This is a genomic window from Marinithermofilum abyssi, assembly GCF_014641195.1.
GTDB lineage: Bacteria > Bacillota > Bacilli > Thermoactinomycetales > DSM-45169 > Marinithermofilum > Marinithermofilum abyssi.
In genome coordinates, this window is sequence record NZ_BMHQ01000013.1 from 39,349 (window position 1) to 55,077 (window position 15,729).

The 15,729-nt window shown below is 51.0% G+C and carries 14 protein-coding genes; 11 read left to right on the plus strand and 3 right to left on the minus strand.

Going from position 1 to position 15,729, the window contains the following annotated elements:
• Positions 1–9: 9 nt before the first annotated feature.
• Positions 10–204, minus strand: a complete 195-nt coding sequence (gene yfhS, locus IEW70_RS15455) for a mother cell protein YfhS (RefSeq protein ID WP_188648819.1) — start codon at positions 202–204, stop codon at positions 10–12.
• Positions 205–896: 692 nt separating this feature from the next.
• Here yfhS and IEW70_RS15465 point away from each other — a divergent pair.
• The gene (locus tag IEW70_RS15465; RefSeq protein WP_188648821.1) at positions 897–1,649 is read left to right on the plus strand and encodes a hypothetical protein; all 753 of its coding nucleotides are present in this window, start codon (positions 897–899) and stop codon (positions 1,647–1,649) included.
• A 493-nt stretch (positions 1,650–2,142) separates the two neighbouring features.
• On the opposite strand, the gene IEW70_RS15470 is transcribed toward IEW70_RS15465, so the two are convergent.
• Positions 2,143–3,096 (minus strand): alpha/beta hydrolase family protein, encoded by a 954-nt coding sequence (locus IEW70_RS15470; RefSeq protein WP_188648822.1) that lies wholly within the window; start codon positions 3,094–3,096, stop codon positions 2,143–2,145.
• A gap of 304 nt (positions 3,097–3,400) precedes the next feature.
• Here IEW70_RS15470 and IEW70_RS15475 point away from each other — a divergent pair, with 304 nt between their 5' ends.
• Positions 3,401–3,838 (plus strand): GNAT family N-acetyltransferase, encoded by a 438-nt coding sequence (locus IEW70_RS15475; protein WP_188648823.1) that lies wholly within the window; start codon positions 3,401–3,403, stop codon positions 3,836–3,838.
• Positions 3,839–4,086: 248 nt separating this feature from the next.
• A complete protein-coding gene (locus IEW70_RS15480; RefSeq protein WP_188648824.1) occupies positions 4,087–5,385 on the plus strand; it encodes a S8 family peptidase in 1,299 nt (432 codons plus the stop codon).
• An 84-nt stretch (positions 5,386–5,469) separates the two neighbouring features.
• Here the strand turns inward: IEW70_RS15480 and proC are convergent, their stop codons facing one another.
• Positions 5,470–6,306 (minus strand): pyrroline-5-carboxylate reductase, encoded by an 837-nt coding sequence (gene proC / locus IEW70_RS15485; RefSeq protein WP_188648825.1) that lies wholly within the window; start codon positions 6,304–6,306, stop codon positions 5,470–5,472.
• 420 nt (positions 6,307–6,726) lie between these two features.
• Between proC and IEW70_RS15490 the strand changes: the two genes are divergently transcribed.
• From IEW70_RS15490 to ctaD, 8 genes are all read left to right on the plus strand, one after another.
• Positions 6,727–7,293: a DUF402 domain-containing protein gene (locus tag IEW70_RS15490; protein ID WP_188648826.1), complete on the plus strand. Its 567-nt coding sequence runs from the start codon at positions 6,727–6,729 to the stop codon at positions 7,291–7,293.
• Positions 7,280–7,807, plus strand: coding sequence for a signal peptidase I (gene lepB / locus IEW70_RS15495; protein ID WP_188648827.1), 528 nt, complete (start codon positions 7,280–7,282; stop codon positions 7,805–7,807). Before IEW70_RS15490 ends, lepB begins: the two co-directional genes overlap by 14 nt.
• A gap of 262 nt (positions 7,808–8,069) precedes the next feature.
• Positions 8,070–8,849, plus strand: a complete 780-nt coding sequence (codY, locus tag IEW70_RS15500) for a GTP-sensing pleiotropic transcriptional regulator CodY (RefSeq protein WP_188648828.1) — start codon at positions 8,070–8,072, stop codon at positions 8,847–8,849.
• Between the two features lie 135 nt (positions 8,850–8,984).
• Positions 8,985–10,748: an ABC transporter ATP-binding protein gene (locus IEW70_RS15505; protein WP_188648829.1), complete on the plus strand. Its 1,764-nt coding sequence runs from the start codon at positions 8,985–8,987 to the stop codon at positions 10,746–10,748.
• 43 nt (positions 10,749–10,791) lie between these two features.
• A complete protein-coding gene (locus IEW70_RS15510; protein WP_188648830.1) occupies positions 10,792–11,211 on the plus strand; it encodes an anti-sigma regulatory factor in 420 nt (139 codons plus the stop codon).
• A gap of 425 nt (positions 11,212–11,636) precedes the next feature.
• Positions 11,637–12,575, plus strand: a complete 939-nt coding sequence (gene cyoE / locus IEW70_RS15515) for a heme o synthase (RefSeq protein ID WP_188648831.1) — start codon at positions 11,637–11,639, stop codon at positions 12,573–12,575.
• A 126-nt stretch (positions 12,576–12,701) separates the two neighbouring features.
• Positions 12,702–13,721, plus strand: a complete 1,020-nt coding sequence (gene coxB / locus IEW70_RS15520) for a cytochrome c oxidase subunit II (RefSeq protein WP_188648832.1) — start codon at positions 12,702–12,704, stop codon at positions 13,719–13,721.
• 191 nt (positions 13,722–13,912) lie between these two features.
• Positions 13,913–15,727, plus strand: a complete 1,815-nt coding sequence (gene ctaD, locus IEW70_RS15525; protein ID WP_188648874.1) for a cytochrome c oxidase subunit I — start codon at positions 13,913–13,915, stop codon at positions 15,725–15,727.
• Positions 15,728–15,729: the final 2 nt, after the last annotated feature.

The following is a 15,729-nucleotide window of genomic DNA, read 5'->3' on the forward strand; positions in this document are numbered from 1 at the left end:
TCGCCCCTTTTACGGGTGTTCCGCATTTCCGAGGCCGCCCCGGCGTTCGATTTCAGCTATCAATTGTTGATGCAGGCTGACACCTTGGGCGTTCATCCAGGGTCTCATTTGCGACATCATAAAGTGGTGAAAGGAAAGCTCCTCCAACTCCCATTCTGCTAGAGGAACAGCGCTCAGTTCTTCCAGATCGCGACCCATATACATGTATCATCACCTCTTTTTCAGTATGGGATAAGTGCGGAAAAACATGCGAAACCTCCAGCTCGAGGTAGTGGAAAAGTCGATCACCGAGTTGGATCATCATGTCCGGATGCTGGAAGCCATGGGATTGGCCCCCGCCAATAAGTGCAATCCGTGTGGGCGGGGTATATGGAAATAAGAAGTGTTCGGGACAAGCGTTCATCGACAACTTTCAAAAGCTTTCACTGCCCGGGAAACCCTCGATATTGCCCCAGACTGCGAAGTGCCCATGGTATTGGATATCCATCATCTGTGTGCAATCACAACGAAGCAATTGGGAGATCCGTGGTTGAAGGTGGATTCCACCTGAAAGATGGAGAAGTTTCCGGAAATTCGAGCTCCCAGTCCCGAAAGTGAAGTAGATATACGGAGTCATGCCGGTGGTTTGAAATTGGAGGATTTTGAACATGGCCAAAAAGGCCACGGTAAACTGGATATCATGGTAGCAGCCGAAAAAAGATGAGGCCCTATATTCTTGATGAAAGAGTTGGAACAGGATGACGGGAATTATGGTCATCCAACAGCGATGGAGAAAGTGCAATGACGGGTATGTTTTTCTCTCATCCGGACCAAGATGATAGCAAGCGCTGTTCGGTATATTTATAGATTCGGCGCATATAGTGGGGATACCGACAGGGAAAAGGTGGGGGTAAAAAATGATGGATGTCATCCATATATCGCTTCGTACCTGGCAGGTCCGGTTGTTAAAAGGAATTGCCGCCATTCAGGCAGCAGCGGCGATCGTGATAGGAGGCCATGTGTGGAACTACCCGGTATCTTTTATGGATCGCATGGTATATACGACGGAAAGGGAAGGTGCGTGGATGACCGGAGCTTTCAGCATAACGGCTACCATCGGACTGTGTGTGGCGCTGTTTTTTCTGTTAAGAGCGCTCCCTTCCCGGTATCGCCCGTTTCTGCAGCTTGCCTGGATGGTCGGCGTCATTGGTGGTGCAGCTGCCGTGATCCATGATTTGCTTCGCATGATCTGGATGCCGCTGATGGCCAGTTGGTTGTTGGAGATGCCTTCCGTCTCTCTGGCCGACTATGCCGGTTCATGGGAGTTGTTGTTGACCCGGATGGGCGGTGTGTTTATCCCCGTTTGTTATGTGATCGGCGGGTTGATGTATGGAGCAGTCATGTTGCGGAATTCACTCTTGCCATCGTCCTTCTCCTGCGGATACATCGCTGTGTGGGCAGGGGTGTTGTCGATGTCCCTATGGATGGGAACGAGTCCCCATCGAGTGCTCTGGATTCATGCGGGAACCTTCTTCCTGATCTCCGTCTGGTTGTGGAAGGCGGCAACCATCCTGCACCGTCGTGAAGCAGGGAAGATTACGAGGAGGTATCCCCTCGCTTCCGAGAATGGGTCTGGCCCAAGTAACAAAGGTTTTTTCTCCAACGCTTAATAGGACAATGGTGCGGTGTTCCGTTTTCCCATCGGCCTTCTCCCCCTAGCGATCTTTTCGCTGGTGGAGCATACTCCGCCTGTTAATGGATTGGCGCACTCGGAAGAAGAGAGAGCGTCGCCAGAGGGCGGGGTGATGCCGTTACCCTCTTTGCCGTAGCGGGTGTGTCACACGGCTTGTGTGAAGAGGTGTAAATTGTAGTGCGTGAAATGCGTGAGTGATGCCCTTCGGGGTTTCGGGGCAAAATAAATGACCGTATGAATCGCCATCATTCACACGGTCTTTGGCCGGCCCGTAGGCGGGACGACGCTCTCAGGACGTTTTCTTTGGCCTCGCTATATCCACAAGGACAGCAAATTAGTCAACAGGGAAGATGGTAAAAACATCGGGGAACCGGTGTTTTTTTATGCTCTCAATCATGATATCAAAAAATATCATACATAAACAACGGTTACTGACTTGCCTCCGATGACCCCCTATATTGAAAGGCGGTTCATTGTTTCAGGTGGTCGGCAAACCAGCGGAGAATCTCATGATCCCGCTCTTTTTCATGTGTACTCAAATGGTGGTCGCCGCCGCGGAAGAACACGGTGCGATGCTCTTTATTCAGCCGGATCAGCTGATGATCCAGCTTCCGTGCTTGGTTGGGCGATACTTTGTCATCGTTGGTCCCATGCAGGATCAAGAGGGGAGCATTCACCTTGTCGGGCCATTGGGCAACAGAACGCTTCTCATATTCTTCCCGATTCACCTTTGGGTCACCCACCATCCGGTGAATAGCCTGAATGACATCGGGCTCATCCATTCGGCCCCGGTAAAATTGCTCCAGATCGGTAATTCCCCCGACGACGGCAGCCGCTTTTACATGAACGCCGGCTTTCATCGCAAGGTACGTCATCATACCGCCCCGCGAATAGCCCAACATCACCCGTTGTTTTCGGTCGACGTAGGGGAGGCGGTCGGCCAACGGAAATAGACTCAGTACATCGCCCAGATCAGAACCGCCGTACTGCTCATGTCCTTCCCCTCCGTCGTTGCCCCGATACTGGGAGCCGAGCACTACGTAACCCTTGGAAGAGAGAAAAGAAAAATACCGCAGGATATTCCTGTTGATTTTAGATCGTTCCAACCCGCCCCCGCGGTTGAAGATAATCAGGGGATGTTTTTTCAAACGATCTCCTTTGGGCTTGGAAAGATATCCAACTACTTCCAATCCGTCGCTCAGATAACGGATGCGGTATACCTCCACTCGGTTGGAAAAACGGGAATGCAGGGGAACCCGTTTCTGATAGACGATGGTGCCGTCTTTTTCAGCAGGGTGTGTTTGTCGCTGTTGCCGCGGTTGGGCTGAAGCGTTTGATCGATCTTGATGAAAAGGCTGGGTGCAGCCGGCTGCCGCGAGCATTGCGGCGGCAATCAGGCAACCGAGCCGGCCAAATCTGTGCATGAGTGATTCCTCCAATGATGCTTGGTTATGATGAAACTCATACAAATTACCATTCCCAAACGAAGCCTTTCGGCAAACCTGTACCCCTAACGTATCGAAAAAAAGGGATATATTGGGTGGTAATTTCAACCAAATGATTGTGCGAACTTTTTGATATCTGGGGTGAAATTGCGAGAGAACGCGAGATTATGGCTTTTTTTTGAACAGGAAACGGAGGATTGCTTACAGGTATTCAAATTGCAAAGCGAGGGGCACTCTAGTAAACTAAAAAACAGCTTTGGGTGAGCAGGAGGAAGGGTGTCCAATGAACCTTCGGTCTTTTCAGTTGTCGGATGTTCATGCCGTGTCGGCCATCTGGAAAATGACGGCGTCACAGCAAAAAGAACAGGAAACATTGAAGATGTTGTCCAAGCAATTGGGTTGCGACCGCGATCTGGTTTTGGTAGCGGAAATGGATGGCCAAGTAGTTGGAGCGATTGTCGGTACCATGGACGGCAGTTGCGGGTATTTTTACTGTTTGGCAGTTCATCCCGATTATCAAGGACGTGGAATTGGTCGCCGTTTGGCCGTTGTTTTGGAAGAACGGCTACGCAGTAAAGGAGTCAAACGGATCGAGGTCATGGTGGACGAAGGGACGGAAAAGCTGAAGCCGTTTTATGAGCACTTGGGCTATTTCAGTATCTGTTCCGACGCGATGGAGAAGGGCTGGGTATTTCAGCCCGCAGAAACCCAAGTGGGTTAAACCTGCGGCATTCGGACGCGAAAGCGTCTGAATGTGGCGAAAAATTGAAAGCCCTTTCTTTTGTGAAACCTAGCGGATTCAAGTGCTACGATACATAAAAATGGCGATAGACTTCCAACGGAAAACGGGGTAGACCGTTTTTTATTATGCTTTCTCAATGTATCTTTTTGATAGATTTTGTCGAATGACGATTTTTTGGAGGACTTCTTCCATTCGGTGGCAAATAGCAAGAGTAGGAGGTGGGTATCATGAGAAAAAATCAGCAGGCTTGGTTTGAAACTGTCGGCGATCGTTTGGATCCCGGTTTGGTGCATCAGTTGAAGCAACTGCGTCAGGGAAAAACGCAACGATCCACCCTTCCGGTCATCGTCCAGTTTGTCAGTGACCTAGAGGATAAGCACCGGGAAGAGCTGTATGAACGGTGCCAGATCAGTGACGAGGAGAGCATGGATGGGGAGCTGAAGTTCTTCAATGGCTTTTTCGGTCAAATGAAAGAGGATACTCTGCGGGATTTAACCCGGCATGAAGGCGTGGCCAAGATCTTCTACGACCGGGAAGTGCGTGCGTTTTTAGACGTCGCCCGCAAATCGACCGGTGCAGACTACGTGCAGGCAAAAGAGGGGTTGACCGGAAAAGATGTGACGATCGCTGTGATCGATACAGGTATCCACCCTCATCCAGACCTGATGAAGCCGGATAAGCGTATCATCGCTTTTGCTGATTTGATCAACGGGAAAGAAGAACCGTATGATGATCAAGGACACGGTACCCACTGTGCCGGTGATGCAGCCGGAAACGGATATGAATCCGAGGGGTTGTATGCGGGGCCGGCTCCGGAGGCGAAACTGGTCGGGGTGAAGGTGCTAGACGCCGAAGGGGGCGGACAGCTTTCCACAGTGATCAAAGGTGTGGAATGGTGCGTAGAAAACAAGGAAAAATACGGAATCCGCATTATCTCTATGTCTTTGGGTGCTCCCGCTTTTGAATCCTATCGGGATGATCCGCTGGCTCAAGCAGTTGAGGTTGCATGGCATCACGGGATTGTCGTGTGTGTCGCTGCCGGCAATGAAGGTCCTTTCCCCGGCACGATCAGCACCCCCGGCTTGGACCCTGTGGTGATTACGGTGGGAGCGGCGGACGATAGAAACACGGTGGATCGGAAGGATGACGAAAAAGCTTCCTTCTCCTCCAGAGGCCCCACGTTGGATTTCTTGGTCAAGCCGGATATTTACTCTCCAGGCACCGATATCATCTCCTTGAACGTGCCGGGCTCCCCGATTGACAAACAACTGCCTGAAAAACGGGTAGGCGAGCATTATATCGCCTTATCGGGAACGTCCATGGCGACGCCGATTACGGCGGGAATCGCGGCGCTCCTGCTGGAGGCCAATCCGAACCTCAGCCCCAATGATGTGAAAAGCATTTTGATGAGTACTTCCCAGTTTATGCCCGGCACGCTGGGAGATTCGGCTGGATATGTCAATGTGAAGAAAGCGGTCGCCTTGGCGAAGTCTTACCGGAGCTTCCAGGAGGAAACTGTTCGCTAAAGCCTCAGCAATCTGACAATCCATCTCGATAGAAAAAACCCAGCGAACCGTGGCCGGTCGGTCGCTGGGTTTCTTTTTCACTGATCAGCGGGATAGCGCCGTCATCGAGCGGCCTAGCTCTTGGGCCCGCTTTTTGGCGGAATGGACGGCTTCGGCAACGGCTTCTTCAAACCGGTGTTCGGCCAAGGTCTGTAATCCAGCCATGGTCGTCCCTCCGGGAGAGGTCACCTTTCTTCGCAATTCTGCAGGTTCTTCCCCGGTTTCCACCAGCATATGAGCCGCACCCAACAAGGTTTGCAATGTCAATTCCCTTGCCACCGTCCGGCTCAGTCCCGCTTCGATTCCCGCTTGTTCCAGGGCTTCCACGAGGTAGTAGATATATGCCGGCCCGCTTCCGGAAAGGCCGGTAACCGTATCCATTTGATCTTCTTCCACCACAATGGCAGACCCTATGGCGGAAAAGATGCGAACAGCAGCTTCCAGATCTTTTTGCTGTGCGTATTGTCCCTTGCATAAGGCTGTCGCAGAACGACCGATCATGCTGGATGTATTGGGCATCGCCCGAATGACGGCGGTCGGCTGCGGCAACAGGGATTCGATGAAGGAAGTGGGGATGCCGGCAACAACGGAGATCACCGTTTGGCCGGAGTGGATACAGCTGCCCCACTGCTGGATAGCATCTGCCATATCTTTGGGCTTCACCGCCAGAATGACCTGCTTTGCTTGGCGGATGGTTTCTTCTTTATCGTTTGCGGCAAGTAATTGATACCGCTGTTCCAACTCGCGTAAACGATCGGTATTGGTCCGGTTGATGACGCGGATCTGATGGGGCCGGGTATCGGTATTCTCCAACAGACCGCACAAAATGGCTTCGGCCATCGCTCCTGCTCCGATAAAGCAGGTTTGCGGTTTATCGTTCATGGGTCACGACCTCCTGTCTCCTGATATAAAAACAAAAACCCTCCTTCGCCATAAGGACGAAAGAAGGCCTCTTCCGCGGTACCACCTTGTTTGGCACTACTGTGCCCGCCTCAATGGGCAAGAACTGCCCAATCTTTGATAACGGAGGAAACTCCGTCCGACTCTTCACCGTCCGCTCACAGGGTGGGTTGGGGCAGGCATCCCGGCGGAGCCTTGCAGCCTGGCGGGCATCCGCTCTCTGGTACGGTAAGTCTGCCTTACTGGTCCTGTCATTGCGTTTGATCCGTCCATCTTGTAGTTTTTTATATTATGCATAGTTGTCAAGAATGATGTCAAGGCCGAAATAAATTCTGATTTTTATGTTTTATATTTGGCCGATTTTGGAAATAAAAGAAGATGGACAGGGAGTTGGAAGCATTGATGAAGCTTACCAAGGGCCAAATCATTCGTATCGAGAGCATCAAACACGACGGCAGCTTTCATCGGAGCTGGGACCGGTCGGTGGTTTTGGAAGATCGGGGTGACTCTTTACTCCTGGCCAACAAAGATGTGAAAGTTACTGAGAAAGATGGTCACACGTGGGTTTCTCACGGATTGGCTGTTTGTCAGTTTCATAGGAAGCGTTGGTTTAATACCATACTACTATACGATGGAAAAAAATTTCAGCTATTTTATTGTAATATTGCTTCTCCTGTGCAAATGGCGGGTCCGTGTTTGAAATATGTCGACTACGATCTGGATTTGGTGGTGGATTCAGACCTTCGGTATCGGTGGCTGGATCGGGAAGAGTTTGAAATCAACCGGAAACGGATGCAGTATCCCGCCCGGGTGATCCGGGAAGTGAACCGGGCGGTACGGGAGCTGGAACGCCGGGTTCGAGAAGGATCGGAACCTTTCACTCAACGCTTTGTGGAAAAAGGGCATCATCTTTTCTCTCATATGGACCAAAGCGTATGGGGTGAAACCAGGAGAAATGAAAACAAGTAGACCTCGGCTGTTGTCATGGCTGCGTACCGTATTGTTCGCCGTTTCATTTGCGCTGGTGGTGAACCAGTTCGGCATCGCTTTGTCTGTGGTCAACGGCACTTCAATGAAACCCACATTGCAGAACGGGGACCGGTTATTAATCAACAAGTTCAGTTTTCTGTTTTCTCATCCGCAAAGGGGAGATGTCATCACCTTTGAGGATCCCTCTCAAAAAGGAAGATATCTGGTGAAGCGTGTCATAGGCGTAGTCGGGGATAAAATAGAGATACGCAAAGGGAGGTTATACCGGAACGGTCAGGTGGTAAAGGAACGGTACATCAACTCTTCCATCGAGGACGGTGACTACGGTCCAGTAGTGGTAAAACCGGGTACGGTGTTTGTCATGGGTGACAATCGCCATCGGTTTGCCAGCAGGGACAGCCGCTATGAGAGTGTGGGAATGGTTCCGTACCGGCTGATTGACGGGAAAGTGGAGTTGATTGTGTGGCGGCCGTCATTGGCAGCATTTTTGTGATGGCATTTGTGGAAGCAATTTCAAATAATATAAAAAGTCAAAAAGTGTTCACAAAAAACTTTTGCGTCTGCAGGAGGAAGGGAGCATAATAGGTAAGGGCAACGGCACGTCCAGGTTCAACATTATAACAGACTGCAGATTTCGTTTTCGAGAGTGGTTTTTGTTCCTTTGATCCCATAATTACCCACAATTGCTCTTGAAGAACGGATTGTGAATAAAAGAACATAATGAAAAAACAGTACGATTTTGGAGGGAATATCTTATGGATCTGTTGAGTAAAACGCGTCGTATTTCGCGTATTCTGCAAAAAAATGTAAGCCACCATCTGGTAGACTTTGACCAAGTGGCGGGAGCACTGTGTGATGTCATTGGGGCGAATATCTATGTCGTTGACCCGGACGGCAAAATCTTGGGATTGGCCATTAACCACGAAATCGAAAACGAACGGATGCAGTCCTACCTCAAAGAGCGTCAATTTCCTGAAGAATATGCCCGCTTGCTGATGGAAGTGGAGAAAACCTCCTCCAACGTCAGCGTGGATAGTCCCTACACTGCTTATCCGGTAGAGATGAAAGACATGTTCAAACATGGTTATACCACTCTCGTACCGATTATTGGGGGCGGGGATCACCTGGGTACTTTGGTGCTGTCCCGCATCAACGACAAATTTGTCGATGATGATCTGGTATTGGCTGAATACGGCGCCACCGTTGTGGGTATGGAAATTCTGCGGGAACGTGCCGGTAAGATCGAAGAAGAAGCACGCAGCCGGGCTGTGGTGCAATTGGCGATCAACTCCCTGTCATTCAGTGAGCTGGAAGCAGCCGAGCACATTTTCCGTGAACTGGACGGAACCGAAGGCCTGTTGGTTGCCAGCAAAATCGCCGATCGAGTGGGAATCACCCGTTCCGTTATCGTGAACGCTCTCCGGAAGCTGGAAAGCGCCGGCGTGGTGGAATCCCGCTCTCTCGGGATGAAAGGGACCTATATCAAGATTCTCAATCCGAAGCTGTTGCCCGCTTTGGAAAAAGCCCGCAGCTGACGAAGGGCGAAAACCGGTTTTTCCGTACGGAAAAACCGGTTTTTTTGTGTAGGTACTTCACACCAAGCCGCTTTTTATTAGCAGCTCTGTTATAATAGAAAAATGACCTTTTAAAAATTGGAGATGGAGAAGTGTATGGGGAGTGTCCGGAGGTATCTTCGGTTTGTTCGCCCCTATCGAAAAGCCATCGGGTTAACGATGGGGGTCGGTGTCCTGAAATTTGGGATCCCGCTCTTGCTGCCCTTGATTTTGAAGTATGTGGTGGATGACTTGTTGATGACGGGCATGACCGCAGGCCAAAAGGTAGAAAAACTGTGGTGGGTGCTCGGGGGCGCCTTCTTTGTTTTCGCCGTGCTGCGGCTGCCCATCGAATATTACCGGCAGTACTTTGCGCAATGGACGGCCAGCCGGGTGCTTTTTGACATCCGAAACAGGTTGTTTGACCATATACAAAAACTATCGCTACGCTACTACAACAACCAGAAGGCAGGACAGATCATCTCCCGCGTGATCAACGATGTGGAACAGACCAAAGAATTTGTGGTTACAGGGATGATGAACATCTGGCTGGACATGACGACACTGGCCATAGCCGTTGCCATCATGTTGTGGATGGATCCCCTGATGACGGCGGTCGCTTTGGCGGTGTTTCCGCTGTACGGGATTGCCGTCAAGTATTTCTACAAAGGTTTGCGCCGTTTGACCCGGGAACGCTCCCAGGCCTTGGCAGAGCTGCAAGGCCATCTGCACGAACGGATTCAAGGGATCTCCGTTATCCGGGCATTTCACCTGGAAAAGCATGAACAGCGGCAGTTTCATAAGCGTAACCGGCACTTTTTGGACCGGGCATTCGCCCATGCCAAATGGAACGCGCAAACCTTTGCGGCCATCAATACCATCACGGACATAGCGCCTTTGCTGGTCATCGGCTTTTCAGCCGTGCAGGTGATTCAAGGAGACTTGACGATCGGGGAAATGACGGCTTTCTACGGGTATCTCAACTTGATCTATTCTCCGGTACGGAGGCTCGTCAACTCTTCCACCACCCTGACACAATCCCTCGCATCGATGGATCGGGTGTTCGAGTTCATGGATGAACCTTACGACATCACAGAACGCCCGGATGCTACCGATGTTTCGGAAGCACAGGGGGACATCCGGTTTGAAGGGGTGCATTTTTCTTACCGGGATGGCGGGGAAGAGGTGTTGAAAGGAATTGATCTGCACATTCCCCCGGGTCAAACTGTTGCGCTGGTAGGACCGAGCGGAGGAGGAAAGTCGTCGTTGGTTTCATTAATCCCGCGTTTTTACGATGTAAACCGGGGCAGTATCCGGATCGACGGGAGGGACCTGCGGGACTGGACCCTTACAGGACTTCGCCGTCACATCGGCGTTGTGTTGCAGGACAATATTTTATTCAGCGGCAGTGTGCTGGACAACATTCTGATGGGTAAGCCGGAGGCCTTCATGGAGGAAGTGATTGCAGCGGCTCAGGCGGCCAACGCCCACGACTTTATTATGGAGTTGCCAAAGGGTTACGCAACGGAAGTGGGAGAACGAGGCGTCAAACTATCCGGTGGACAGAAGCAGCGGATTGCCATCGCGCGGGTTTTTTTGAAAGATCCGACCATCCTGATTTTGGACGAAGCCACATCGGCTTTGGACTTAAAGTCGGAGCAGCTTATTCAGGAGTCCTTGAAGCGGCTGGCGGAGAATCGCACCACCTTGATCGTGGCGCACCGCCTGTCCACCATCACGCATGCCGATCGGATCTGTCTCATAGAAGAGGGGAAGATTGTGGAAAGCGGCACCCACGACGAATTGATGGCACGAAACGGCAAGTACGCACGGTTGTTTAACGTACAGCATCTGGAACAGTCCAACAAAACGACTGTTTAAACCGGGGCTTCAGATGCACCGTGAAAAGATGGAGGGGAAGAGCGTGCGCAAATCATTCCCGATCAAGTACGAGTGGGATATTGTTTCCATCCGAAGTGAAGTGAGGGAGTTGGCTAAAGAGTACGGGTTTAATGATCTGGATCAATCCCGGATCGTGCAATCTGTATCGGAGTTGGCCCGCAATGTGGTACACCATGCGGAAGAAGGGGTTGTCCACATCGAGAAGGTGGAAGAGGGAGAGAAAACGGGCATGCGCATTGTGGTCCAGGATTGCGGCCCCGGAATCGCTGATGTGGATGAAGTGATCCGCAAATCGGAATCCCCGGCGGTTTCTGATGGTTTTGGATTCAAGCATGTCCGGGAGCTGATGGACGAGTTCTCCATTCGGGACAACGAAGGAAAGGGAACCTACGTAGAAGTATATAAATGGCTTTCCCGTTCCGGTACGTACACGGAGCAATGACTTGTACATCGGCCGTAAGATATAGGCCCAGTTATGTATCCATATTATGAACCTTTTTTTGCTCTACTTGACTCTGTTCTTTCTACTCCACTAAAATGTAGTTGTGTTAAAATGCCAGTCCCTACAGCAAACATGAACCTTATTTTTACAAATGAGGTTGAATCGAGGGATGGCGATAGGCATGTGTCGAACAAGGCCCTGTTTTTAGTTTTATGCTTTTTTGCCGATAACGCTGGGACCCTCTCCTTGCCAAATGCGGACTGGTTTTGCATGAGGGTTGTTCCAGCGCGGTTTTTTTGCCGCGTGCTGATGAAACCCGAGAGCAAAACCGGGCATCTTGGCCAGGGAAACCTGAATGTACGGTTGGGTGTAGTCTTATTTTTCATCCGTACAGGAGAGCCCGGTCAGTAGAAAGGAGGGGTACCATGGAACGACCGATGACGCAACAATCCACCACCAGAATTCTGGGGGAAGAATCGCAGCAGGACGAAACCCAGAAAGCCACCTGGCGTGACTACTGGGAGATTACCAAACCCGGAATCAACGCTTCCAATTTGATGGCTGCGTTTACCGGTTTTTGGCTGGCAGGTCATAACCAGTTCAATTTTTCTCTTTTGTTGGCTATGTTACTGGGAACAGCCCTGGTGATTGCTGGTGGATGTACGGTTAATAACTTCATCGATCGCGACATCGATCCGCACATGGCCCGTACACGCAACCGCCCCGTGGCAGCGGGACGCATTCATCCCCAAACAGCTCTTTGGATGGGGATCGGACTGTTTCTGGCAGGAACCGCTGTATTGGTTGCGCTGGTAAACCCGCTATCCGCCCTCCTGGCAGCGGTTGGTTTCTTCATATACGTTTTTATTTATACGGCTTGGACCAAACGGACGACCTACTGGAACACAGTGGTCGGAAGCATCTCCGGCGCAGTACCCCCGATGATCGGTTGGGTTGCGGTAACCGGTTCTGTCGATGCACCGGCTTGGGTGTTATTCCTGTTTATGTTTGTTTGGCAGCCTCCGCACTTTTTCGCTCTCGCCATGCTAAAGGCAGAGGATTACCGTGCGGCCGGCATTCCGATGTTGCCGGTGGTAAAAGGGCACGGGGAGACCAAACGACAAATCCTGTGGTTTGTGATTGCGATCCTGCCTGCATCCTTGCTGCTTTACGCAACCCATGTGGTGGGTTGGATCTATCTTGCTTTTGCACTGATTATGGGTGCGGTTTACTTGGTGTTGGCTCTGAACGGTTGGAAAACCCAGGATCATGAATCTTGGGCACGCAAAATGTTTATCTACTCTCTCATCTATTTGACTTCCATGCAACTGATTATGTTGTTGGACCCTGCTTTACTTGGCTGATTGGAATGAGCAACGAGATAGTGTGTTCCGCCGTTTGGCTTTTTTTGCCATTCTCTAACCGGCGTTCATGTATAGAAAACAGTCGACTGATCGAGATGATGAGAGAAAGCGGGGTAGAATGGGGAAATGAGTCGACACAGTGTGATAGGGCGCGTGTTGTTGACATTTGCACTGTTTGCGCTCCTGTTGTCGGGATGCCAACAGCCGAGGATGTCGGTGCTGGAACCTCAGGGTGAAGCCGGCCAAATGCAGCTGGACTTGGTATACCTGAGTATTTATATTATGGTGTTTGTCTGTGTCATCGTTTTGGCGATTTTCACTTATGTCCTGATTCGCTTTCGTCAGAAGCCTGGAGACAACACTATTCCGAAGCAGGTAGAAGGCAGCACGAAGCTGGAAATCCTCTGGACGGTAGTGCCGATTATCCTGTTGGCAATTTTGGCGGTTCCCACCTTAAAATCCACCTTCACTTTGGCCGCGAAGCCTCCCAAGGCAGAACAGCCGGTCGAGGTGAAGGTTACTGCTCATCAATACTGGTGGGAGTTTGAATATCCTGAATTGGGCATTAAAACAGCCCAGGAATTGCATATCCCGACTGGGAAAAAAGTGCATCTAGAATTGACTTCCGTAGATGTGGTCCACTCTTTCTGGGTTCCCAGTCTAGCAGGGAAGACCGACCTGATTCCGGGTCGAAAAAATACCATGTGGATGAAAGCGGATAAACCCGGAACATATGAGGGTCGGTGCGCCGAATTGTGCGGTGCCAGCCACGCTCTGATGAACTTTCACGTAGTTGCTGAAAAGCCGGAAGAGTTCCAAAAGTGGGTAAAACAACGCCAGAAACCTTCCTCACAGCCGCAAACGGCCCAGGAAAAAGAAGGGAAAAAGGTCTTTGCCCAAAACTGTATGGGCTGTCACGCTATTGACGGCGCTGGACTGAAAGGCCCGGGCAACAAAGGGCCCAACTTGGCTGGATTCGGTGACCGGGATAAGATTGCCGGCTTGTTGGAAAACAATCCGGAAAATCTGAATAAATGGCTCCATAATCCGCAAAATGTGAAGCCGGGTGCACACATGCCCGCGATCGACTTTTTGAAGAAAAAGGATTTGGATGCTCTGGAAGCATACCTAGAGAGCCTGAAATAAATTCCGTTTATAGCGCGAATTCAGAAAGGCCAGATGAGTTTCTGTTTTTTTGGGGGCTGTGAATGTGAAAGACAGGAGGAGGGAACATCTTGGGAACGATCGTTAGTATCCTGGTCCTTGTCTTGTTCCTCACTGCGATCCTGACCGGGGGGTACAACAAGAAGTTTCTTCAACGGGTACAGGGCAGCAACATGTGGGACTGGCTGACCACGGTGGACCATAAAAAGATCGGTATCATGTATCTCGGCGCCGGCGGTTTTTTCTTCCTGATCGGCGGTTTGGAAGCGTTATTGATTCGCGTCCAGCTTTTTTATCCCAACAATGACTTTATAGTGGGAGACACGTTTAACCAGTTGTTGACGATGCATGGAACCACCATGATTTTCTTCGTGGCCATGCCGCTGTTGATCGGGTTTATGAACGTAGCCGTACCGCTTCAGATCGGGGCTCGTGACGTAGCGTTCCCGTTCCTGAACGCTTTGAGCTTCTGGCTCTTTCTCGGCGGGGGCATCATGCTCAACTTGGGCTGGCTCTTCGGCGGCGCTGCAGATGCCGGGTGGACTTCTTATGTGCCCATCGCTTCAAACCAATTTAGCCCGGGCCCCGGCGTAGACTATTATGTCTTGGGTCTTCAAATTTCCGGGATCGGTACGTTGATCGGGGGGATCAACTTCCTGGTCACGATCATCAATATGCGGGCACCGGGTATGACCTTCTTGCGGTTGCCGCTGTTCACCTGGACCACTTTTGTCACTTCGGCGTTAATTTTGTTTGCCTTTCCGCCGTTGACAGTGGGATTGCTCCTGATCATGTTTGACCGGATTTTCGGTTCCCATTTCTTCGATGCCGCCATGGGCGGAAATTCGTTGATCTGGCAGCACTTGTTCTGGATTTTTGGCCATCCCGAAGTGTATATTGTGATTTTGCCGGCTTTCGGAATTATATCCGAAGTGATCAGCACCTTCTCCAAGAAGCGTCTGTTCGGTTACAACTCGATGGTGTTCGCCACGATATTGATCGGTTTCCTCGGCTTCATGGTTTGGGCGCACCATATGTTTACTGTTGGCATGGGTCCGGTGGCCAACGCGATCTTCGCCGTTGCCACGATGTCGATTGCCGTTCCGACCGGAATCAAAATTTTCAACTGGCTGTTTACCATGTGGGGCGGCCGTCTGCAGTTTACCACTGCAATGAAGTTTGCCGTGGGCTTTATCCCCACCTTCGTGATGGGCGGGGTGACCGGGGTGATGCTGGCATCTCCGCCGGCGGACTATCAGTATCACGATAGTTATTTCGTAGTTGCTCACTTCCACTATGTTTTGATCGGCGGTACCGTATTCGGCGTATTGGCCGGGGTGTACTACTGGTGGCCGCGAATGTTTGGTCATAAGCTGAACGAAAGACTGGGGAACGTGCATTTTTGGCTGTTCTTTATCGGATTCCATCTGACGTTCCTGATCCAGCACTGGCTGGGTCTTTACGGTATGCCGCGCCGGGTATTTACTTACCAGGCGGCAGACGGCCTTACCTGGATCAACCAGGTCAGCACGGTAGGCGCGGTTATGATGGGAGTTGCGACGCTGGTTTTCCTCTATAATGTGGTATACTCCCGCAAGTCGGCAACAGCTGCATCCGCAGAAAGGGATCCCTGGGACGGCCGTACTTTGGAATGGGCGATTCCGTGCCCGACTCCGGAGTACAACTTTGCGCAGTTGCCGAAAGTACGCGGGCTGGACGCTTGGTGGATGGAAAAAATGGCGGGCAACAAAGAATTGGAGCCGGCAGAACCTTTGCAACCGATTCATATGCCTTCTTCCTCCTATCGTCCGATTCTGATGTCTCTCGGATTCTTTGTCTCCGGACTCGGATTTATTTTCCGGACCATTGAAGTGGGTGTTCTCGGCCTGGTTATGGTGTTCTTGCTCATGTTTACCCGCTCCTTTGAGCAGGATCACGGATATCACATTGAAGTCGACCAAATCAAAGAAGCGGAGAAAGGGGCGTAGGC

Coding starts and splice junctions, on each gene's coding strand:
- yfhS (WP_188648819.1), bottom strand. CDS start 204: ATGTATATGGGTCGCGATCTGGAAGAACTGAGCGCTGTTCCTCTAGCA.
- IEW70_RS15465 (WP_188648821.1), top strand. CDS start 897: ATGATGGATGTCATCCATATATCGCTTCGTACCTGGCAGGTCCGGTTG.
- IEW70_RS15470 (WP_188648822.1), bottom strand. CDS start 3,096: ATGCACAGATTTGGCCGGCTCGGTTGCCTGATTGCCGCCGCAATGCTC.
- IEW70_RS15475 (WP_188648823.1), top strand. CDS start 3,401: ATGAACCTTCGGTCTTTTCAGTTGTCGGATGTTCATGCCGTGTCGGCC.
- IEW70_RS15480 (WP_188648824.1), top strand. CDS start 4,087: ATGAGAAAAAATCAGCAGGCTTGGTTTGAAACTGTCGGCGATCGTTTG.
- proC (WP_188648825.1), bottom strand. CDS start 6,306: ATGAACGATAAACCGCAAACCTGCTTTATCGGAGCAGGAGCGATGGCC.
- IEW70_RS15490 (WP_188648826.1), top strand. CDS start 6,727: ATGAAGCTTACCAAGGGCCAAATCATTCGTATCGAGAGCATCAAACAC.
- lepB (WP_188648827.1), top strand. CDS start 7,280: ATGAAAACAAGTAGACCTCGGCTGTTGTCATGGCTGCGTACCGTATTG.
- codY (WP_188648828.1), top strand. CDS start 8,070: ATGGATCTGTTGAGTAAAACGCGTCGTATTTCGCGTATTCTGCAAAAA.
- IEW70_RS15505 (WP_188648829.1), top strand. CDS start 8,985: ATGGGGAGTGTCCGGAGGTATCTTCGGTTTGTTCGCCCCTATCGAAAA.
- cyoE (WP_188648831.1), top strand. CDS start 11,637: ATGGAACGACCGATGACGCAACAATCCACCACCAGAATTCTGGGGGAA.
- coxB (WP_188648832.1), top strand. CDS start 12,702: ATGAGTCGACACAGTGTGATAGGGCGCGTGTTGTTGACATTTGCACTG.
- ctaD (WP_188648874.1), top strand. CDS start 13,913: ATGTGGGACTGGCTGACCACGGTGGACCATAAAAAGATCGGTATCATG.